Origin of the sequence: Deinococcus puniceus, assembly GCF_001644565.1 — a bacterium.
GTDB classification, from domain to species: Bacteria; Deinococcota; Deinococci; order Deinococcales; family Deinococcaceae; genus Deinococcus; species Deinococcus puniceus.
In genome coordinates, this window is the sequence record NZ_CP011387.1 from 1,056,818 (window position 1) to 1,078,244 (window position 21,427).

Annotated in this window: 16 protein-coding genes and 1 tRNA gene; 6 read left to right on the forward strand and 11 right to left on the reverse strand. The window is 63.5% G+C overall.

The features are described 5' to 3' along the window. Positions 1-71: 71 nt before the first annotated feature. Positions 72-1,556 (reverse strand): alpha-amylase family glycosyl hydrolase, encoded by a 1,485-nt coding sequence (locus SU48_RS04850; RefSeq protein WP_064014270.1) that lies wholly within the window; start codon positions 1,554-1,556, stop codon positions 72-74. 45 nt (positions 1,557-1,601) lie between these two features. Further along, the gene (locus SU48_RS04855; RefSeq protein WP_064014271.1) at positions 1,602-2,942 is read right to left on the reverse strand and encodes a CCA tRNA nucleotidyltransferase; all 1,341 of its coding nucleotides are present in this window, start codon (positions 2,940-2,942) and stop codon (positions 1,602-1,604) included. Positions 2,943-3,048: 106 nt separating this feature from the next. Between SU48_RS04855 and SU48_RS04860 the strand changes: the two genes are divergently transcribed. Continuing rightward, positions 3,049-3,123, forward strand: a tRNA-Ala gene (locus SU48_RS04860). Positions 3,124-3,392: 269 nt separating this feature from the next. Here SU48_RS04860 and SU48_RS04865 read toward each other — a convergent pair. After that, entirely contained in the window at positions 3,393-4,019 is a 627-nt protein-coding gene (locus SU48_RS04865) for a DNA-3-methyladenine glycosylase (protein ID WP_064014272.1), read from the reverse strand. A gap of 701 nt (positions 4,020-4,720) precedes the next feature. On the opposite strand from SU48_RS04865, the gene SU48_RS04870 reads away from it, so the two are divergent. Further along, positions 4,721-5,518, forward strand: coding sequence for a DUF937 domain-containing protein (locus SU48_RS04870; protein ID WP_064014273.1), 798 nt, complete (start codon positions 4,721-4,723; stop codon positions 5,516-5,518). A 129-nt stretch (positions 5,519-5,647) separates the two neighbouring features. Here SU48_RS04870 and SU48_RS04875 read toward each other — a convergent pair whose 3' ends face one another. Then, positions 5,648-6,319: an MIP/aquaporin family protein gene (locus SU48_RS04875; protein ID WP_064014274.1), complete on the reverse strand. Its 672-nt coding sequence runs from the start codon at positions 6,317-6,319 to the stop codon at positions 5,648-5,650. 79 nt (positions 6,320-6,398) lie between these two features. After that, positions 6,399-7,373: a cysteine synthase A gene (gene cysK / locus SU48_RS04880; RefSeq protein WP_064014275.1), complete on the reverse strand. Its 975-nt coding sequence runs from the start codon at positions 7,371-7,373 to the stop codon at positions 6,399-6,401. A 92-nt stretch (positions 7,374-7,465) separates the two neighbouring features. On the opposite strand from cysK, the gene SU48_RS04885 reads away from it, so the two are divergent. Next, the gene (locus SU48_RS04885; RefSeq protein WP_064014276.1) at positions 7,466-8,359 is read left to right on the forward strand and encodes a metallophosphoesterase family protein; all 894 of its coding nucleotides are present in this window, start codon (positions 7,466-7,468) and stop codon (positions 8,357-8,359) included. 67 nt (positions 8,360-8,426) lie between these two features. On the opposite strand, the gene SU48_RS04890 is transcribed toward SU48_RS04885, so the two are convergent. Continuing rightward, positions 8,427-10,166 (reverse strand): fasciclin domain-containing protein, encoded by a 1,740-nt coding sequence (locus tag SU48_RS04890; protein ID WP_331710202.1) that lies wholly within the window; start codon positions 10,164-10,166, stop codon positions 8,427-8,429. Positions 10,167-10,389: 223 nt separating this feature from the next. Continuing rightward, positions 10,390-13,713 (reverse strand): FtsK/SpoIIIE family DNA translocase, encoded by a 3,324-nt coding sequence (locus SU48_RS04895; RefSeq protein ID WP_064014278.1) that lies wholly within the window; start codon positions 13,711-13,713, stop codon positions 10,390-10,392. A 270-nt stretch (positions 13,714-13,983) separates the two neighbouring features. Here SU48_RS04895 and SU48_RS04900 point away from each other — a divergent pair, with 270 nt between their 5' ends. Next, a complete protein-coding gene (locus tag SU48_RS04900) occupies positions 13,984-14,415 on the forward strand; it encodes a Mov34/MPN/PAD-1 family protein (RefSeq protein ID WP_231881686.1) in 432 nt (143 codons plus the stop codon). A 43-nt stretch (positions 14,416-14,458) separates the two neighbouring features. Here the strand turns inward: SU48_RS04900 and SU48_RS04905 are convergent, their stop codons facing one another. The 3 genes from SU48_RS04905 to pulA form a co-directional block, all read right to left on the reverse strand. Next, positions 14,459-15,415, reverse strand: coding sequence for a nucleoside hydrolase (locus tag SU48_RS04905; RefSeq protein ID WP_064014279.1), 957 nt, complete (start codon positions 15,413-15,415; stop codon positions 14,459-14,461). A 16-nt stretch (positions 15,416-15,431) separates the two neighbouring features. Next, positions 15,432-15,950 (reverse strand): hypothetical protein, encoded by a 519-nt coding sequence (locus tag SU48_RS04910; RefSeq protein ID WP_064014280.1) that lies wholly within the window; start codon positions 15,948-15,950, stop codon positions 15,432-15,434. 93 nt (positions 15,951-16,043) lie between these two features. Further along, positions 16,044-19,754: a pullulanase-type alpha-1,6-glucosidase gene (gene pulA, locus SU48_RS04915; RefSeq protein ID WP_064014281.1), complete on the reverse strand. Its 3,711-nt coding sequence runs from the start codon at positions 19,752-19,754 to the stop codon at positions 16,044-16,046. A gap of 152 nt (positions 19,755-19,906) precedes the next feature. Between pulA and SU48_RS04920 the strand changes: the two genes are divergently transcribed. Then, positions 19,907-20,155: a hypothetical protein gene (locus tag SU48_RS04920; RefSeq protein ID WP_064014282.1), complete on the forward strand. Its 249-nt coding sequence runs from the start codon at positions 19,907-19,909 to the stop codon at positions 20,153-20,155. 71 nt (positions 20,156-20,226) lie between these two features. On the opposite strand, the gene SU48_RS04925 is transcribed toward SU48_RS04920, so the two are convergent. Then, complete coding sequence (locus SU48_RS04925) at positions 20,227-20,559, reverse strand: FKBP-type peptidyl-prolyl cis-trans isomerase (protein ID WP_064015848.1); 333 nt, start codon at positions 20,557-20,559, stop codon at positions 20,227-20,229. A 145-nt stretch (positions 20,560-20,704) separates the two neighbouring features. On the opposite strand from SU48_RS04925, the gene lepB reads away from it, so the two are divergent. Next, positions 20,705-21,322 (forward strand): signal peptidase I, encoded by a 618-nt coding sequence (gene lepB, locus SU48_RS04930; protein ID WP_064014283.1) that lies wholly within the window; start codon positions 20,705-20,707, stop codon positions 21,320-21,322. Positions 21,323-21,427: the final 105 nt, after the last annotated feature.

The window sequence follows — 21,427 nt, forward strand, 5'->3', positions numbered from 1 at the left end:
ATTGCCCTCCCGCTTTTCCTTCGCCCCTCGACCCTTAGACAATGCCCCCGGAAACTCGGAAACTCAACCGCCTAAACGATCCCTTCCGCCCGCGCAGGCACCAGCACCACGCCGCTCCGGGCAGGCACTTCAATCTCCATATCTCCGGCCAGCTCCAGCGTCAGCCCCGTCAGCACATCGGTATACGTCCCGGCCTGCACACCCGTTAGCAGAATATGGGCGGCGTGGTGGGCACAGTTCAGGGCCACATGCGCGTTGCCCTCGGCGTGGGCGCGGGCGTAAGCGATCTGGTCGCCTTCCGCGTAGGTCACGTCGAACGTGCCGTGCCGCAGGGCCGTCGTGGCGTGGCGTGCCCCCACCAGTTGGCGTGTCAGGTTCAGCGTGGCGGTGTCCCATTCCTGCTCGGAATCCCAAGGAAAGGCGCGGCGGCAATCGGGGTCGGGGCCACCGGGCAGGCCGATTTCGTCGCCGTAATAGATGCAGGGCGCACCCACGTAGGTCATCTGAAAAATGGTGGCGAGGCGGTAGGCGGAGGCGTCGCCGCCCACTGCCGTCAGGTACCGCGCCGTGTCGTGCGAGTCCAGCAGGTTCAGTTGCGCGGCCACCACGTCCGGATGGTACATCTGGGTCACTTCGGTCATGCGCCGCCCAAATTCGGGGGCGCTCATGGGGGGCACGAATCCGGTGCCACTGCGCTCGTTCATGGGGTGATCCAGCGTATGAGCGCCGAAAAACGCCAAACAGGGCCGCGTGAAGTGGTAGTTCATCACGGCGTCGAACTGGTCACCCTGCAGCCAGCGGTGCGCGTCGCCCCAGATTTCGCCCACGATGTAGGCGTCGGAGTTGATGGCCTTCACGCGGCGGCGAAACTCCTGCCAGAAGGAATCGTCGTCGATCTCGTTGGGCACGTCCAGCCGCCACCCGTCTATTCCTTGCTTGATCCAGTATTCGGCGATATCCCACAAGAAGTCGCGCACGGCGGGGTTACTGGTATTGAATTTGGGCAGGGCGCGGTTGCCCCACCACGCGTGGTATCCGGCGGGGCGGGCGTCGTCGTAGGCCGAGAGGGGCCAGCCTTCCACATGAAACCAGTCGCGGTAGGCGCTGGCGTCGCCCTGTTCCAGCAGGTCGTTGAACTGAAAAAAGCCCCGGCTGGCGTGATTGAACACCCCGTCCAGCACCACTTTCAGACCGCGTTCATGGGCCGCCTTGATCAGCGCCGTCAGCGCCTCGTTGCCGCCCAGCATCGGGTCGACTTGGTAGTAGTCGTGTGTGTGGTAGCGGTGATTGCTGGCCGACTGGAACACCGGGCAAAAATAAATGGCGTTCACGCCGAGGCCCACGATGTGATCCAGCTTTTCGATGACGCCCCACAGGTCGCCGCCCATGTATTTGTGAAAGTGCGGCTGGTCGCCCCACGCCTGCAAATTCAGGCCCGTGACGCGCCCACTGCGGGCAAAACGGTCGGGGAAAATCTGGTAGAAGACGGCGTTTTTCACCCAATCGGGCGTGATGGGCTGGTGGGGGCGAACTTCGGGGGAGATGGCGGCGAGCATGGTAAATCAGCATACCCCAAAGCTCAACATTGAATGAAGTTTTTCTCATTTATGGGCCTGCGCCTGAGCTTCATTTGATGGGGGATGGGCTGCCCAGTTCTGTACAAAAGCGCGGGCGTCTTGCGGATTTTTCACGTCGCCTAGCGCGGCGGCCTCGTTCAGCGCCCGGAGTGCCTGCCCCACTTTCGGGCCGGGTTCGATGTCTAGAAGGGCAATAATTTCGCTGCCCGTCAAAAGCGGTTTAGGGGCGGCAGGTTGATCCTTGAGCGCGGCCAGCACCCGGTCTAAGGCAGCGGCGTAGGCATGACGGGAAGCAGGGCTACTGCTCGGCCCCCGCGCCGCTTCCCGGTCGGCCAGCATCAGGGCCAGCAGGTCGGGCAACAGCACCCGCCGACGGTGAACGAATCGCCGCGCCTCGGTATCGTTTTGGGGGAGGGGCAGCATGTGTGCGCCCACCAGACTCGCCGCCCGCGCCGTGTCGTCTCCGGGGAGTTTCAGCCGCGCCAGCACCTCCCGCGTGATCTCTGCACCCAGTTTGTCGTGTCCATAAAAATTCTGCCCGCCGCTGAGGGCGTGGGCGCGGGGCTTGCCTACATCGTGCAGCAGAGCGGCCCAGCGCAGGGGCAAGGGTGCGTCGGCAAAGCGGACCAGCAGTTGGTGCAGGGCTTCCACGCCGTGCCCAAACACGTCCAGATGATGAAACCCGCCTTGCGCCACGCCGATGCCTTCCCGCAGTTCCGGCACCGTCAGGGCCAGCAGTCCCAGTTCCTCTAGCCGCAGGATGCCCCGCGCCGCGTCCCGGTGGCCCAAGAGGGCGTGCAGCTCCTCCCGCACCCGCTCCGGCGCAGGCAGCGTCAGACGGCCCGCAGCGAGGGCGGCGGCCACCTCCCGCACGGTCTGCTCGGTAGCGGCGTCCGTGCGGAATCCTAGCGTGACCTCAAACCGAGCCGCCCGCCATGCCCGCAGGGAATCGGTATGCAGGTTGGCTGCCGAGACCATTCGTAGCCGCCGTGCTCGCAAGTCGCCCTGCCCGCCGGTGAGGTCGTGCAACTGTCCCGCCGCGTCCAGCGCCATCGCATTCACCGTAAAGTCTCGTCTCAGCAAGTCGGCATTCAAATCGTCTGGCAGCGGCACGAAATCATGCTGCACCCCGTCCGGCAGGTGTACCCGCCAGTATCCCCGCTCCTGATCCAGAGGGAAGGCGGAGCCGCCGTGTGCCTGAGCGAGTGCGATGGCTGCTTTTATGGGATCGGGCACAACCCAGTCGTAATCTCCGGGCGTAACGCCCCGCAAAATATCCCGCGCCGCGCCGCCCACCAAGAGGCCGCCTGTGGGCCAAGTCTGGGTGGGTAATTGAGCTAGAGCAGCGCGGGAACGGCGAAACATGGCCTATGCTAACGGCTTTGGCGGGAAGAGGGGAGGGTGCATTGGCCTAGGCTGGCGGGTAGGGGTTGCCAAACAGCTTCACCTCTGCTAACCTTACGCCCGCTGAGGGGGCTTAGCTCAGCGGGAGAGCATCCGCTTTGCAAGCGGAGGGTCTGGGGTTCGAATCCCCAAGCCTCCACCAAGGTAAACCGCGTCTAGTGCGCGGTTTTCTTATTTTTATATGACGGTCAGCCGTGCCCGATGCGTGGCACGCGTGTAACGGCTATTTTTCTGAATCCGCGAATTCACTCAGATGTGGCGTTGAGAGCCTGCCGCGCTGGGAATGAAGTGGGTCACGCTCTCTTCCCGGAACCCGGAGTGTTGCGCGACTATCGATGGATGACACTGATCCAAAAGGTTAGCAGGCATCGAAAAGTCACATTCGATTTCGATTGCTTATAAAAACCTAAGTTATAAATCTCCCGCTCCTCCCACCAACTCCATACTTGGCACGGCGGGCGACACCCAGGCATTGCCTCGCAATAGGAAGCGCCACGGCAGGTTGCGGCCTTCGCGGATGCCTACGCGTGCGGTGGTTTCGACTTGCTCGTCAAGCACGGGTGTTTCGGGCAGGCACAGATGCAACCCAGCACTGTTCACCCACGTTCCCGTAATCTGCGCCGGATTCAGCCCCAGCGCATACACCAGCTTGGCGGGGCCGTTGGTCAGGTCACGTTCCCGCGTCACTGGGCGGTGCGTCAGCATTTGGCCGATGCCTTCTTGCGGTTCTATGGCCCGGATCAGCACGCTGGCCGACACGCCTTCTTCCCGGCAGGCCACCTGAAGCAGGGGGTGGCCGTGCGCCGTCCAGAACAGCCATTGCCCCGCTGGAATCGCCATTTCCGCGCTGCGGGCGGCGTGAAACCTTCCCGCCGTACAGGCTGGATCGCGGGGGCAATCGTAGGCTTCCACTTCCACCACCCGCCCGCTGAGGCGCTCGCCCCCCGGTGACACCCGCACCAGCGTTCCGCCCAACACCTGCCGCGCTACCTGCACTGGGTCGCTCCGGAAGTAAGCGGGGGAGAGGGGCGTAGGCACAGGATGAGGTTAGCGCCTTGAGCGAACGAAACCGCTCAACAATGTATGAACGAGTAGGGCAAACATTACGACTGAAACGAGCCAGACGATTGCAGAACTGAACTGGGTAGCGAGACTCATATTGAAACTCAACGAGCATAAATTCGTCGCTGTTGACCCCCACCAGCGCATCCACCAGTCTGTGTCAGCATCAGGTCTGCCAAATTGAAAATACGCATGACGCCGAATGTCATTGCCTATAGCAGCGCATGCTAGACCCAACACTGCGATGGCTCCGATGTATGCATAATTTCCGTTGGACAGAAGCAAGACTAAAGCCGTCATTAACGCGAGATAGGGGACGTTGAGGGATACCCTCCAACTTTGGTAGGGCAGCAGTTTCTTTCTAAGATGTGTAGGCGCAATGCCCCAGCGGGCGTTTATATCTGGCCACTCCGGCGGCGCAAACGGATCGTCACTTGATCGCGCCAGCATTTTGCTCACACCTCCACTGTACCTGCTTTCTGCCCACTGTTTCATAAATTCGCTCCAGCCTTTTGCCTTGCCGACCCCCGTGAACCTCAGCTTTTCCTGAACGTCTGCCGCCTTCTGGTGGTGTCTGTGATGCTGCTAGAGATGTAGGCTAGGAGCCAGCATCAAATCGTGACGGTTTTTTCACACGCAGCATCGCTCAGGGCCACGCGCCCACGGAGGATCACACCATGATGGACATCTTTAACATGCTGGGCGGAATGGGACAGGCGCAGCAGACGGTAGGCAACCAACTGGGCACCAACCCCAACCAGACGGGCGCGGCTATGGAAGCTGCCGTGCCGCTGCTGCTGGGCGCACTGACGCGCAACGCCACGCAACCCGGCGGCCTCGACGCCCTGACCGGCGCACTGAACAAGCACGACGGCAGCGCCCTCGACGCCTTCGGTCAGGGCCAGATGCCCAACACTCAAGACGGCCAGAAGATTCTGGGCCATGTGTTCGGGGGCCAGCAGCAAGCCGCCGCCAACGCCGTAGGCAAACGGGCAGGCATCGACCCACAAATGGCCATGCAGGTTCTGTCTATGCTCGCTCCGCTGGTGCTGGGCTACCTGAGCCGTCAGCGGCAGGGGCAAGCGCAGGATGGCGGCCAGATGCAGGGCGGCGGCGACATCGGCAGCATTCTGGGCGGCATGTTGGGCGGCGGCGCGGGTGGCCTAGGCGGCATGCTCGGTGGACTGCTGGGCGGCGGGCAGCAGCCACAGCAACCCCAGTACCAGCAACCCCAATACCAACAGCCCCAGTATCAGCAGCCTCAGCAGGGCAACATGGGCGGCCTTGGCGGAATGCTGGGCAGCGTGTTGGGTGGCGGGCAACAGCAGGGTCAGGGCCACTCCCAGCAGCCCCAGCAGCATCAGCAAGCCCCCGGCGGCGACTTGTTCGGCAGCCTGAACAAAGTGCTCGACCGCGACGGCGACGGCAGCGGCCTAGACGACCTGATCGGCATGTTCGGCGGCGGGCGGCGCTAAGGACACGCTTTGAGCGATGGGCCGTAAGCTCTGGCTCAAAGCTCGAGTCCGCAGTTCACAGCTCTACGTCACAGGCAAACAAGAAAGGCGGCCCAGTTGATCGGGTCGCCTTTCCTGCTGTCATTTGCCTCAGTTTTTCAGAGGAGGAACCGTTTTAGGCCGCAACCCTTCGGTGTATTCGGCAATAAACGCGCCCAGCGCCGCGCCGAGGAGAGGAGCCAGCCAGTAGATCCAGTGGTTGGCCCAGTCGCCTGACACCAGTGCGGGGCCAAACGAGCGGGCGGGGTTCATGGCCGCGCCGCTGATGGGGCCGCCTGCCAAAATATCTACGACGATGGTCAGGCCTACGATCAGGCCGCCCAGCACGCTGCGCTGATGAATAGCTACTTTCACGACGACCAACACGAGGAAGGCGGTCAGGATGACTTCCATCAGGAACGCGCCGCCTGTGCTGATGCCCGCGCCGGGGTTGGGCATGCCGTAGCCGACGGCTTTCAGTTTGGCATCGCCAACGGTGGCCAGCGCCGCAAAAGCGCCGAGGGCCGCGCCGACCAGTTGGGCCGGAATAAAGGCGGCGGTGGTGCGCCAGTCTTGATTTTTAGTGAGGCTCAGGCCGATGCTGACGGCGGGGTTAAACTGCCCGCCGCTGACCGTGCCGAGGGCCATAGCCATGACTGCGATGGCGAGGCCGTGTGCAAAAGCCACGCCCAACAGCCCGGCATCGTTGGTAATGGCGAGAACGCCAGCGAAAATGAGAGCGAACGTACCGATCGCTTCTGCAAGAAGTTTTTGAGGCAACATGAAGAAAGTATAAGCCGTGATCTGGGCCTCAACCTGACTGAAATGGTGAAATTCTTAACATATTTGGGGAGCGTGGGAGTTAGTCGGTGGCTGCCGTTTCAGGCACTTTGTCCCGCGAATAGGGCTGAAATCCTCTGGGTGTGCCCGTTCCTGTATCGCTGAACAAGCTGGTGGTCAGGTAGCGTGCGCCTGTATCGCAGGCGATGGTGGCTACGCGCTTGCCCGGCCCTAGCTTGCGGGCCAGTTCCAGCGCGGCCCAGATCATGCCGCCGCTGCTCATGCCCACGAACACGCCTTCCTCACGCGCCAAGCGGCGGGCCAGCGGGTAGGCGTCCTCCTCCCACACCGGAAAGATTTCGTCTATCACGCTGCGGTCAAGGTTGGCGGGTACAAATCCCGGCCCCATGCCCTGAAAGCCGTGTTCGCCACGTTCGCCGCCGCTGAGGACATTGCTGCGGGCAGGCTCGACCGCCACCACTTTTATAGCTGCATCCTGACTTTTCAGAAACCGCCCCACGCCGCTGATGGTGCCCCCGGTGCCCGAGCCGTATACGAAGGCGTCGATCTGGCCGCCCATCTGCGCCCACAGTTCCGGCCCGGTGGTGCGCTCATGCGTCTGCGGATTGGCGGGGTTGGTGAACTGGCCCATCATCACCGCGCCTGTGTCTGCCGCGATTTTCTCGGCTTCCTCTATAGCGGCCAGCATCCGGCGTTCGGGGTCGGTGAGTACCAGTTCCGCGCCGTAAGCCAGCAGCGTGCGTTTGCGTTCCTCGCTCATCTGGGCGGGCATACACAGGATCAGGCGGTAGCCCTTGGCGGCGGCCACTTGCGCCAGCCCGATGCCGGTATTGCCGCTGGTGGGTTCCACAATCGTGCCGCCGGGTTTCAGCAGACCGCGCCGTTCGGCGTCCTCAATCAGGCCCAGCGCGGTGCGGTCTTTGATGCTGCCGCCGGGGTTCTGGCCTTCCAGTTTCACGAATACGTCGGCCATTGCTGGCGTCACCACCCGCCGAAGCTGAAGCAGGGGCGTATTTCCGATCAGAGCCTCGATCATGCGGGCAGTCTAGAGCGTAGGACAGTCCCCTAAACTCTATTGAGAATCAATTCAGGTTTATTCGCTGCCCCTTCCCCCTAGAATGGAAAGTCATGCGTCTTGCAGTGCTGGCCGACATTCATGGAAACGCCGACGCGCTGCGGGCCGTGCTGCACGACGCCCGCATACAGGGGGCCGAAGGACTGATCGTGAACGGCGACGTGGTCAACCGTGGCCCCGACAGCGTGCAGGCGCTGGAAACCCTGCTGAATCTGCCCGCCTCGTTCCCGCACGGCGTGCGCTTTACGCTGGGCAACCACGACGATCTGCTGCGGCTGTGGCAGGCGCGGAGCAGCAGTTTGCCCGCCGACTGGTTCTCCGATCCGTTCTGGGGCGCAACCGCTTGGAGCGCCGAACAATTGGAGCGGGCCGGATTGCTGCACACCGCTGCCGACTGGCCCATGTCGCTGACCCTCAGCGCCCCCGGCCTGCCCGATGTGCTGGTGTCGCACGGCACGCCCGACGAGTACCGCGAAGGCATCAGCGAACGCACTGCGCCCCAGCGGATAGAAGAACTGTCCGGGGCAGGCCGCTTCGGGTTGTTGATCGGCTCGCATATTCACCGCCAAGCCGACGCTGTGTTCGAGTTGGCAGGCGGCCCAAGTGTGCGCGTCTTGAATACCGGGGCGGTAGGCGCACCCGCCGACAGCGACCCCCGCGCAGGCTACCTGCTTTTGACGGCTGTACCGCAGGGGTGGCGAATAGAATTGCGGCGCGTGCTGTATGACCGGGCTGGTGTGCTGCGGCGCTTTGGAAGCAGCGGTTTACTCAAGACTGGCCTCAGCGCCGAGATCTTTCGCGAAGAAATCGTAACGGCCCGCAGCCTGTATACGCCCTACTGGACGTGGACTGAAACGGAACATCTGCCCCGCACGGCGGCGACTTGGGCGGCTTTCTTGCGTCAGTACCCCGCAGATGCATGGCGGGCGGAGTCGCCCAAGCTTTAGCGCGGTCTTCATCGACAGCAAAAAACCGCGCCCCGACAAGAGGCGCGGTACTGGATAAAGAGAGAAGTTAGCGCAGACTGGGGGGCAGCAAGACGGTGTCGATGACATACACCTTGCTGGTGCCGCCGCCCATGATGGCGGTGGTGTTCACTGTGCCGCCAGCGACCTTCACGGTGCTGTCGGCGCGGACTATAGGCAAGAGGCTGCCTTCGGCGCTGGTCAGTTCAGCGCCTGCTGCGACCAGATCGACGCTAGAGGCGACGACGTGGTAGAGCAACACCTGTCTCAGCTTGGCAGGATCAGCTTGCAGGCTGGCCAGCGTGGTAGCAGGCACCTTCGCAAAGGCCTCGTTGGTAGGAGCGAACACGGTGAATGTTCCGTTGTTCACGGTGTCTACCAGTCCGGCGGCCTGAAGCAGCGAGACCAGCGTGCTGAAGCGGGCATCGGCAGCCAACACGGCGGAGGTGGTCGTGACCGTTGCCGTCGTCGTGGTGGTTGTGGTGGTCGTCGTGGCAGTCGCCGTCGTGTCGGTGGTCGCTGTCGTGGCTTCGGCGGCAGGCGCTTCGACCACAGGGGCAGGCAGCGTGAAGTTGGGGGGCAGCAAGACCTGATCGATGGTGTACAGCACGCCGTTACAGGGGTCAGAGGTGGTGGTGCCCACGGCAGCCGAAACGACGTCGACAGTGGCAATGCCGATCAGTTGCTTGCCGTCACGGGTGCCGGGGGTCAGGTCGCCGCCTTCTGCCGTCTTCAGCACTTCGCCGCCTGCGAGTTTCTCGGCAGTCACGGTTCCGGCTACGACGTGGTACAGCAGCACCTGCCTCAGCAGATCAGGCGTGCTGGCAATGATCGCCAGCGTGTCGGGGTCTACCGCCGCAAAGGCGTCGTTGGTGGGGGCGAACACGGTGTACTCACCGCTCATCAGGGTTTCGGTCAGGCCAGCGTCGCTGAGCAGGTCGCGCAGGGTGCTGAAGCGGTCATCGGCCACGATGACGTCGTACAGGGTGTTACTGCCCACCACGCACTCGGCAGTGGCTTCGGCAGTGGCCGTCACTTCAGGAGTGGTGGTCGTCGTCACGGCCTCGGTGGTCGTTTCGGTGGTGGCCGTTTCCGTGGTGGTCGTGGTCGTCGCGCCGCTCAGGGGCGTGGCGGGAATCTGGCTGATGTTGAAGACTGGAGCAGGAGCCGCAACCTCGGCCACAGGCTCAGGCGCGGGGGTTTCTGCGACAGGCTCGGGCGCGGGCGTTTCGGCCACAGGCTCAGGAGCAGGCGTTTCCGCGACAGGCTCGGGCGCGGGCGTTGCAGCAGCAGGCATGGGGGGCATCAACACGGTGTCGATGATGTGAATGACGCCGTTACAGGCGGCCACATTGACCTTAGTCACGTTGGCGTCGTTGATCATGACGTTGCTGCCGTTGACCGCAACTGCAATGGTGGAACCCTGCGCGGTGCGGGCGCTCTTCAGCCCCACCACTTGGTTGGCGGCGATCTTGCCGGGGACGACGTGGTACAGCAGCACGCTCCGCAGCATTTCCGGATCGTTCAGCACCGTAGCGAGCATGTCGCTGGGCACTTTGGCAAACGCCGCGTTGGTCGGAGCAAACACGGTAAACGCGCCGCTGCTGAGAACGTCACCCAAACCAGCAGCCTCAACAGCCACGGCCAGCGTGCTGAACTGAGGATCGCTGGTGACCAGTTGGGCAATGGTCTTGCAGGCTGCGGGAGAAGCAGCGGTGGCAGGACGGGCGACGGGCGTTCCGGCTCCGCCCGCAACAGCGGACGTGGCGAGGAGCAGGCTGAGAGTCATCAGACCAGTTTGCTTTTTCATGTAGTTCACCTCTAAGGAAAGTTCGCTTCTTAATCAACACTACTCAGCGCGGAAAAGCAACCAAAAGCAGCATCTGCCCAGATCTTCTAAACGAACTACCCAAGGTCTTTGGGGCAATACTCACTTGATGTTCATCTATCTGAGCACAGGGATACACCATCTGGCACGTAGTATTAAGGCTTCATCAGATTCATGGGTGGGACTACCTTCCAAAGTATTCTGGCAAATCCGTCTCATGAATCAGTACGTCGCGCGGCTTGCTGCCCTGATGCTTAGACACGATGCCCATCGCCTCCAACAAGTCCATCAGTTTTCCGGCGCGGGCGTGGCCCACACTCAGGCGGCGTTGCAGGCGCGACACGCTGCCCTGCCCTTCCTCAATGCAGATGGCCGCGGCTTGGCGCAGCAAGGGATCACTGAAATCCATGTTGGCGCGGTCATTGCTGGGGCCGCTGGCCTCTACCCCGCCTTCGAAGTCTGAGCCGTAAGCCTCCACAAAGTCGTCTTCGAAGACTTGGCGGCGCAGTTCCTCCGTAATGCGGGCCGATTCCACCTCGCTGATGTACGGCCCTTGCAGACGCACAGGTTTCACGTGTCCGGGCTGATAAAACAGCATGTCGCCCATGCCGGTCAGGCGCTCTGCCCCCACCGAATCTAGAATGGTGCGGGAATCGTGCGTGCTGCTGACCGCAAAGGCGATGCGGGCGGGCACGTTCACTTTGATCAGGCTGGTCAGGATGTCTACGCTGGGCCGCTGGGTCGCCAGAATCAGGTGCATTCCGGTAGCGCGGGCCATCTGCGCCAGCCGCATAATGGCCGATTCCACTTCCTTCGGGCTGGTGATCATCAGGTCGGCCAACTCGTCGATGATGATGATCAGGTGCGGCAATTCCACGTCTCCAACTTGGCGCATCTTGGCGTTGTATTGCTCCAAGTTCTTCGCGCCCACCTGACTCATCATCTTGTAACGGCGTTCCATGTGGGCCACCGCGCCCAGCAGCACGCCCGCCGCGTCTACCGGGTTGGTCACCACACTCCGTACCAAGTGCGCGATACCGTCGTAGGGCGTGAGTTCCACCATTTTTGGGTCGATCATCAAGAAACGCAGTTCGTGGGGCAGATACTTGAACAGCAGCGACGTGATCAGGGTATTCACGCAGACCGATTTGCCCGATCCAGTGCTGCCCGCCACCAGCAGATGCGGCATTTTGGCGAGGTCGCCCACCACCAATTCTCCGTCGATGCTTTTGCCCAAAATCATGGGCAATTTGGCGCGGGTGTTACGGAATCCAGGCGAGGCCGCCGCCTGATGAAAAGTCACGGGTTCGCGTTCACTGTTGGGCACTTCCAGCCCGATCACGCTTTTGCCGGGTACTGGGGCTTCTATTCGCACGCCGCCCACCGCCAGCGCCCGCGCCAGATCGTTGCTGAGATTGGCAATCCGAGAAATCTTCTCGCCGGGGGCAGGCTCGATTTCGTAGCGGGTGACAGTAGGGCCGCGTGCAAAATCCACGACTCTGGCCTGCAACCCGAAGTGCCGAAGCGTCTGCTCGATCACGGCGGCCCGCTGACGTGCGGCCACGTCTAGCGCGGCGAGGTTGCTGGCGACTTGGGGAATCGGATCAAGGAGGTCGTAGCTGGGCAGGGCCGGAGAAGTGGCCCCGATGGGCTGAGGCCCCAGTGATTGAGGAATGGGGCGGCGGCGCTGCGTGGGTGCGTCGGCACTCTCCCAAGGCGCGGGGGCGGCCTGCACACCGCCTTGCCCCAACAGCGGTTTTTGGCGCGTGGGCACAGCAGGCATAGCTGGAGGTCTGACCGGAGCCTTGGCTTCTGGCCGCGAAAAGGGCATGTCTTCATCGTCGCCCCAAGGGTCTAGGCCGTCCAACTCGCCAGTGATCGAATCTGTGTGACCTGACGAATCGTCTTCATCGTCAAAAATATCGGGGCCAGCGGGGGGCAGGCCAGCAGGCAGGGGAGGGGAGAGGGGCGGGGCGGGTGCAAAAGCAGGCCGTTCCGGGCTGATCGCGGCCCCGCCCGATGCTGCTCCGCTGCTGCCAGACCCGCCCCCCCGCGTGGGTTTGTGCCATTCCAGAGGTGCGCCAGCTTGCTCGGTTGTCGCCTGTGCGCCGCCTATCTGTGCACCGTCCATGTTGCCAAAATCGGTGAAATCGAAGTTCATGCTGGGCGGTGTAATCGGAGCCGGAGTCGCCATCGCTTCGGCCCGGCGCAGCGCGTCTTCCTGAGCACGGGCGAGGCGGGCACGCCACTGTTCCTGCGCGGCCAGTGTGCCGTCTGGGTCGCTGCGGAGGGCTTCGGCCACCGCCCCGGCCACCTCGGTAGGGGCGCGGTCAAAGGCGGCGGCAAGGTCAGGCCAGCCGAGGTAATGGCGTTCGCGGTCTTGCCAATCGATCCACTCGCGGCTCACTTCGGCCCAAGCGGCCACGCGCTCGCTGTGGGCGGGCAGTTCGCGGGCCAGCACGGCGGCGTCGGCTTTGGCCAGCGCCTTTTCGGCGGCCTTGCGCTCGCGCTCCAGCTTGCCCGCACGCAGGGCCAAGCGCTGCACCTCGGTCACGCTGCGGCGGCGCAGGCTTTCCAGTTCTCCGCTGGCCTGCGTACTCGCGAGTTCTACGCTCAGTTCATGCCGCCCCGCCGAGATTTCTTTCATCACGGCTTCGGCCTTGGCTCCGGCGTCGGGCGCTTCGGCGGCCACCTGTTCACGTAGGTCGCGGGCGGCGTGGCTCACAAACGTCGCGGTCACGGCCCGCCAGCCGTCCAGATCACGCGAGGCGTCTTTCAGTCCGGCTTCGTCCAGTCCCTTCAATTCGCGCAGGGCGGCCCGCACTTCTTCGGCCTGAGATTTCAGTTCCCGCGCCGATGGGTACAGTTTGCGCAGAGTGTCCAGATCGCGGGCGTGGGCGCTCAGGCCCTGCCTCGCCTCGGTGCGGGTGCGGGCGGCGTCCCGGCCTTCTTGCCGCGCCTCTATCGCGCCCTGCACGTTGGCCGACGCCCCGCCCAGCAGCACGCTCACTTGCCGAAAAAACCCCTTCAGCAGGGTCAGGGGCCGCAGCCGCAACATGATTTCTAGGCCCAGCGTCAGTACCACCAGCGGAATCAGCGCCGCCACGTAGCTCACCACGCTCAGGGGGGCCATGACCACTTCAGCCAGCTTGCCCGCCGCTTCCGGCTCGAAGACTTCGTGCAGGGCCAGCAGCGCCAGCGTGACCAAGACGCCGCCCAGTACCCGCCGCGTCAGGTTGGCGAGGTCGCGCCCCAAAAAGACCAGCACGCCGTAAGCCACCGGAACCACCGGCAGCACGTATGCGCCCCAGCCCAGCCAGCCCCGCAGCAGCTCCCGCGCCTGCGCCATCAGGCTGCCCGACGTTTCGCCGCCGGTGCGCGTGGGCGGCTCTAGGAGCAGCGTCACCGCCAAAAAGATTCCGAGGGCGAACAGGACTAACCCCAACGCCTCCCCATCAAACCGGTTCGCGGGAGCCGCCGCCTTCCGAGCCTTCACCGCCTTCGACATAGCGCCTACTGTACCGCACAATACTGAGAGGCAGTGCCGGGAATTCCGCCCCCAGCGCAACTTTCTGACGGGGCAGGCCGCTGGTGGGGGGTGTCGGGGGCAGTGGGCCAGGCGTTGAGTGGTGGGTGGTCGGTAGGGAGTGGGAAAGGCGTGGTGGGCATAGAATATTCACGCTCGGTCAGTGGGAAACGGTTTTGAAGGCCGTCAATTTGTATGTCTGTCCTTCACGAACCGCCGCCCGTCCCCATTCGCCCCTAGACTGATTCAGATTTGACCGCTCCAGATTCGACGCTGCCCACCGCCCTGCACCTGCCCCGCGTGCTGGAAAATGCGCTGTGGGCACACGCCCGGCGCGACGCTCCCGCCGAATGCGTGGGCGCGATAGGCGGCCATGAGCGCCCAGACGGCTTGTACGCGCACGCGCTGTACCCGCTGCCGAACATTGCCCCTGACCCGGTGCGGCACTATCTGGCCGATCCGGGCCACCTGTTGCGGGCGCTGAGGGCCATGCAGGCCGAGGGCCTGAGCCTTGTCGCGCTGTACCACAGCCACCCCAACGGCCCCGCCACTCCCAGCCGCACCGATACGCAGTTGGCGGCCTACTCGGTGCCCTATCTGATCGCCGATCTGCGCGGCGGCTCGCTGCTGGCCTACCTGCTCCCAGATGGCCGGGCCGTGGAGATCGTGCTGGGCACGACTTAAGGCTTCCTCCTTCCAACACGTCGAAGAACTGTGTCGAAACGTTTTAAGGCAGCCGCCCCACCCGCTCCAGCAGCAGCGCGAAAAAGGCCGATTCGTTTAGCTCCATCCCTACCTGCACGCGGTCTGTGGGTTCCGGTTGGCCGTACAAGTCGCACACCGTTCGCCCAAAATTCAGGCCCTCTTGGGTCTCCACCTGCACGCGCATGGGCCGGAAGGTGAACAACTCGGGACAGATGACGGCCCCCACCGCGACTGGGTCATGCAGCGCCCCCCCATTGATGCCGTAGCGGGCGCGGTAATGCCCGGCGTAAAAGGTCAGGAGTTCGCTGCACACGGCCCCGGCGCGGTTGCCTAGCGCGTGTAGGGCTTCCAGACGGTCTGGCGTGGCAATGCACTGCATCGTCAGATTCAGGCCCACCATCCGCACCTGTGCCCCGGAAGTCAAAACCACGTGCGCGGCGTGTGGGTCGGCCAGCGCATTGAATTCGGCGGCGGGCGTGCGGTTGCCGTGCGCGGTGCTGCCGCCCATCCAGACCACCTCCCGCACGAGGGCGGGCAGATCGGGGGCCAGCCGGAACGCCAGTGCCACGTTGGTCAGCGGGCCAGTGGCGATCAGCGTGATTTCGCCGGGTTGGGCGCGAATGGCCTCAATCATGAACAGGGCGGCGTGCAGGGCTTCCGGCTCTCGCAGCGGTGCGGGCAAATCGGCGGCAGGCAGGCCAGAATCGCCGTGAACTGCCGCCGCCGTCATCGCCTCACGCACCAACGGGCGGTCTGCTCCGGCGTAGTGCGGCACAGTGCGCCCTGCCTCGCCCGCCAAAGCCAGAATGACGCCCGCGTTGTGGCTGGTGCGGTGGAGCGGCACGTTGCCATGCACGCTGCACACGCCCAACACTTGCACTTCGGCGGGGCTGGCGAGGGCAAACATCCATGCAATCGCGTCGTCTAGGCCGGGGTCGCCGTCCAGAATAATGGGTTTGGGAAGGGGGCTGCTGGTCATGGCCGAATTCTAGAGATCAAGAGCCGCCCCCATCTTCATCCAACTCCTCGTCTAATGCCTCCAGTCCGCCGATCCCGAAGTCGGTCAGCAAACTGTTGACCGCTTCCAGTTGCGCCCAAGGCAACGTATCTGACGGCAATTCCCCAGCCCGCTTGAGGGCCGATTCCCACATGCTGCTGAGGCTGTCCAGCAACGAATCTGGCCCGCCGAATCCGTTCCAGCAGTCCATCCCCGCCTGCACGAACTGAAGTTGTAGTGTCAGCACTTCCAGTGGCGAAGCGACTTTGGCATAGGCGGCGATGGCGGCCCGCGCCCCGCTGGTTTTCAGCGTCGGCGTGTGCTTGCCCAGATGGAAGGCCCGCGCGATCTCGGCTTCCGCCTTGGCCCGTAACCCGGAAGTATCGTTGTCCAGCAGGGCGGTCAATAGATTTTTATTGGCGGTACTGGCCTGAAAGAGTGTCTCGATGACACCGCGCAACTCCGGGGCGTCCATATCTTGCAAAGCGCGCCGGAGGGCAGTAAGGGTCATTGGCATGGAACCAGCATATGGAGACAGAGGACGGCGGGAAGCCGAAGCCCCCGCCGTCATTTTCTGTCCTTAAACCCTTAGATGCCCTTCTCCCTGCGCTTATTTCCCGACAAACACCGCTGTCGTCAGGCCCGGCACGCTGAGGCTGCTGCCCGCCACCTTGCTGGTTTTCACCACGCTGTCGGTGCTGGCGGCCAACACCGGGTGCAGGCTCAGGTTCAGGCCCGCCAAGCTCGGATCACTGAAATTGACCGTCTGGCCGCTGCCGTTGAACACGACAACCACGTTGCGGTAAGGGTTGGTGGTGTTCACGGTTCCGGTCAGGCGCATTACGATCACGCCGGGGGTTTGGCTCGGCCCGGTGTTCAGGAACTTCAGGTTTTGCTGCACCTGCGCCGCCGTGTCCATGCGGAACAGAGTGGAGGAATAGCGCACCCGCAACATGTCGCGGTAGTGATCGAAGGCACGGGTGATTTCGGTGCTGGAGGGCTTGAACGCCGCGTTGCCCAGCAGCGGGCGGTACAGGTTCCAGTTGCCCTCGTTCTTCTCGGCGGGCGGCAGGCCTTTGCCGAAGCCGTTGCTGGCGCGGGTAAAGTCCAGCGTATTGAACCAGTCGCCGCTGTTGTAGGAGTCGGTATCGAAGCTCTTGGAGCGCAGGATTTCATCGCCCGCGTAGCTGAACGGCAACCCCTGACCCAGCAGCACCACGCTGTGGGCGAGGTTTTGCATCCGGGTGCGCTGGGCGGACGTGGCCCCCGCCGGAGCCTTCAGCACCACGGCGTCGTAGAGGGTCTGGTTGTCGTGGGCGCTGGCGTAATTGATGGTTTCGCGGGGGCTGGCCGCGTATCCGGCGGGCGCACCGTTGTAGCTCACGTTGGCCCCGGTGGTTTCTTTGCCTAGCCCGTTGGTGAACTTAAAGTCGCGCAGGTTTCCGCTGAGGCCCACCCGCACGAGGTCGGCCAGTTGCAAGGCCTTGGTACGGTCTGTGTTCTGGGGCTGGCCGTTGGGCAAGGTAGCGAGGCCCGTAGCGAAGCCCTGATCTTGCAGCCCGCCGAAGGGATTACCGCCGCGCACCGCGTCCCGAATGCGGTCATTGAAGGTACCGATGCCCTGCCCATACATGTTGATCTGGGTGGCATTCACGCCGCGTTTGTTGCCCTGCACTTCGCCAAAGTCCCACCCCTCGCCGTAGATGTAGATGCTCTTGCCGTCCACGCCGTCCTTAGCCAACGTCAGGGCGTCCAGCGCGGCGCGGGCGGCCTTCATGTCGGCCACCAGATGATGGCCCATCAGGTCGAAGCGGAAGCCGTCTACCTTGTAGGCCTTCGCCATCAGTACCAGCGAATCCACCATCAGGCGGCGCATCATGGCGTGTTCGGTGGCGGTATTGGAGCAGCAGGTGGAGTTTTCCACGCCCCCGTTCACGTTCAGGCGGTGGTAATAGCCCGGCACGATGCGGTCAAGCACGCTGCGCTCAGCCTGTCCACTGGCCGCCGTATGGTTGAACACCACGTCCTGCACCACGCGCAGGCCCGCCGCGTTCAGCGCCATCACCATCGAGCGGTATTCGCGGGTGCGGTCTGCCGGATTCACGGCGTAGCTGCCTTCCGGAGCCATGTAGTGGTAAGGATCGTAGCCCCAGTTGTAGGGGTCGGCGTCTTTCACAGCGGTCACGGCGGCCTGCTGCTGGTCGCTGTTGGGCGGCAGTTTGCTCAGGTCGGGCGTGGCCTTCCACTTGGTCTTGTCTTCTTCGATGGTGGCAATGTCGAAGGTCGGCAGCAAGTGAACGGCCTTCAGTCCCGCGTCGGCCAAGGCTTTCAGGTGTTTCATGCCGTTGCTGCCCGCCTGCGTAAACGCAAGGTAAGTGCCGCGCTGGGCTGCGGGCACGCTGGCATCGGCAGCGCTGAAATCCCGCAGGTGCAACTCGTAGAAGCTCAGGTCGCTGGCGGAGCGCAGGGCGGGTTTTTTCAAGCCTTCCCAGCCTGCAGGTTTCTGGCTGGGGTCGTTCAGGTCGGTCAGAATGCTGCGCGTGGAGTTCAGGCTCAGCGCCACCGAATAGGGGTCGGTGACCAAGTTGGTCTCTACTTTGCCCGTGCTGGGCGCGTAGACCTTCACCTCGTAGCGGTAGCCGAGGCCCTTCCAGTTGGCTTCGCCCGCCGCCGTCCAGACGCCCTTGGCATCGCGGGTCATGGGCAAGGTGCGCTCGCCTGTGCCGTCTGCCGCACTGAGGCGCAATTTTACGTCCTGCGCGGTGGGTGCCCACAGCCGTAGCGTGGGTTTGGCTCCTTGCCACGTGGCTCCCAGCGGGCCGTCGTAGGCGTACAGCTCGTCCAGCGCCCACGCGGTTTGCACGCCAGTCGCGTCTATCAGCGTGCCGTCGGGCAGGGCGCTACTGACCGCCACTTGCCCACGCAGGGCCGCGCCGACTTTGGCCCGGTCTTCCTCGCGTACCCGCAACAGGGCGTAACTGGCAAGGTAGGGCGCTTTGGCCTTCAGCGCCGCGCTCAGGCCGCCGTCTACCGCGTTCAGGGTCAACGTGGTGCCGCCGTCCACGCCTGCCGGGGTCAGTTTGAGGCTGGCGTCGGGGGCGGTGTGGAGGGTCAGGAAGGCTCCGGGCTGCACAAATTCGGGCTTCACGGCCACGAGGTCGCGCCCCAGCATAATCGCTTGCTGCTTGGTCAGGTCACCCACCACGCGCACGCTGGTATCGGGGCGGGTGGTGTTCACCGCCGCATTGCCGCTCACGATCCACGCCTGATTACCCGCGCTGCTGTTCAGCGTCTGGTCAGGGCCGGGGTCTTTGGTGTCGCCCTGATGCACGATAAAATTCAGCTTGCCCCAGCCCTCTTTCATAAGCACGTCCCAATACACGCCAAAGCTGTTTTTGCCCGTCTGGGCCAATGGCGCAGTCCATTCGGTGGGTTTGGTGGTGTCTTCCCACACATGCAGGCCCCAGCCGTCGTATTTGCCGTCTGGGCGGTAGTAGTTGATGCGGGCGGTATTGGCGGGCACAGGCGGGTCGTTCAGGGCGGCGGGTGCGCCGTAGGCAAAGGCTTCCTTGCCGCTGGTCACGGTCACTTCGCGGCCTTTGCTCAGGTCTGCCGACATGTCCGGGCCGGGGTCTTTTTCATCGCCCTTATGCACAATAAAGTTCACTTTGGCGGCCCCCGCCTTCAGCGGTACGTCCCAGTAAGCGCCGCCTGCGTCTTTGCCCGTCTGTACCAGCGGTTTGACCCATTCGGTGGGTGTGGTGGTGTCTTCCCAGACATGCAGGCCCCAGCCCTCGTAGTTGCCGTCGGGCCGCACGTAGCGCACGCGCAGCACGTTGTCGGGGATGGGTTGGGCGGCAGAGACGGGAGCAGCGGCAGGCGCAGCAGCTTGGGCCACCGTTTGCGCCGCAGCCTGCGCCACAGGTGCTTTGCTGGCGTCCACGTTCAGCGCCGCACCTTTGGCATAGGCCACCAGCGTGCCGCCCGATTTCAGAAACAGCTCGCGGCCTTTGCTGAGGTCGAGCCACAAGTCGGAATCCGGGCTTTTTTCGTCGCCCTTATGCACGATGAACCCGACTTTCTGGGCGTTGGGCTTGAGGGCCACGTCAAAATACACCCCGAAGTCGTCTTTGCCCGCTTGGGCGAGGGGCGCAGTCCATTCGGTGGGTTTGGCGGTGTCTTCCCAGAGGTGCAGGCCCCAGCCGGTGTACGCGCCATCAGCCCGCTGATAATGAATCCGGGCCGTATTTTGGGGCAAAGAGGTTTGCGCCGCCGCCGAAGCAGCCAGCGCGAGCGTCATCAGCGTCGCCAATCGTTTCATGTGTGCCCAAGATTGTAGCGGTTCCATAGAGGCCGGGGCGTGAGCGGCAGGGGCTTAAGCTGGCCTTTATTTGGCCCAGAAGTTGGCCCACTCCCAACTCTGCTTTACGTGCAGCACACACGCCCGCCCTACAGCAGTTCTAGCCTTGCGCCATGACCGGACACACCAGCAACGAGCAGATGGGCCTGACCATCGAGGGTGAAGCGCCACAAGACCGCAGCACGGATTCGGAGAGCGCCACGCGCCCGCCCATTCCCAATGATCCCGCCGAACGCGCAGGCGTGGTGCAGGACAGCCCCGGCGTCACCGATACCCACGTGATGCTGGGCGGGAATCTGGACGAACAGGGCAATTACCGCTCCGAAAGTACGTTGATAGAAGACAAGCCTGCTGACAAGTAGGGGTTGAGTGAGGGCACGATAACAGCGCTGGAGCTTTCGGCCCCAGCGCTGTAGTGTTCTGTGTCAATCTCTCAGCGCACGTCCACGAGTTCTACATCGAAGACCAGCGTCGCGCCGCCGGGAATCACGCCGGGAACGCCCGCGTCGCCGTAGCCGAGGTGGGCGGGGATGGTCAAGCGGGCCTTGTCGCCCACGCGCAGTTGGGCAATGCCCTGATCCCATCCGGCGATCACGTAGCCCACGCCCAGCGGGAACTCTATCGGCTCGCCCCGGTCACGAGAAGAATCGAACTTTTGGCCGTTTTCCAGCGTGCCCGTATAGTGAACGCGCACCATTTTGCCGGGCTGGGCGGGCGTGCCTGCGCCCTCTTCGTACTTGTCCACAATCAATTCCTGAGCCGTCATGGCAGCTAGCGTACTGCCCGCACCATCCATGCCCCCCAAATCTGAAGCGGGTATGAAGAAAGACCGCCCGTTCAATTAAATGAACCCTCTGGCCCTTCTCATCAACGCTGAGCTGCTCTACAGGCTCATCCACCCCGCTGCTAGCATGGCCCGTGTGACGCCCCCTTCTTCCACTCGCACTGGTGCTGAAATGAGTGCTGCCGGGCTGCGGGCCTTTGTCCGAATCTGGGTGTTAGGGGCGCTGCTTCCGGTCTACCTGCTGACCACCTTTGTGGGCACTTTTGCCCGCGTAGACGGCGAGAGCATGGAACCCACCCTGACCAGCGGCGATCTGCTGCTGCTGCTGAAATACCCGCGCTGGCTGCATGCTTGGGGCCTGCCCACGCCCTACCCACGCCGGGGCGATCTGCTCATTTTCAAAGCGCCCCCTGACAGCCCCTATTCCTTCGAGACCGTGTGGGGCGTGCAGCACCGCCCCTACAATGTGAAACGGGTGGTGGCCCTGCCGGGCGACAGCGTGGCGATTCGGGACGGGACATTGGTGGTCAATGGCCGCGCCTTGGCCGAAAGCTACGCCAGCGAAGGCTTTATCGGCGATCAGAACGCCCAAACGCTACCCCCCGGCAAACTGTGGGTCATGGGCGACAACCGCCGCATCGGGGCCAGCCTAGACTCCCGCGCTTATGGGCTAGTTGACCTAAAAGATGTGGCAGGGCCAGCCAATTTTAGGCTGTGGCCGAAGCCGGGGCTGGTAGGGCGCTGAGGGGCCGGATTGTGGAGACGGTTCCGGTTGAACCCCCCAGTCTGCTGTGCAGCCAGCCCCCCTCAAGGGGAGCGCAACAGCTTTTAGTCCCCACCTCTAAGGGGG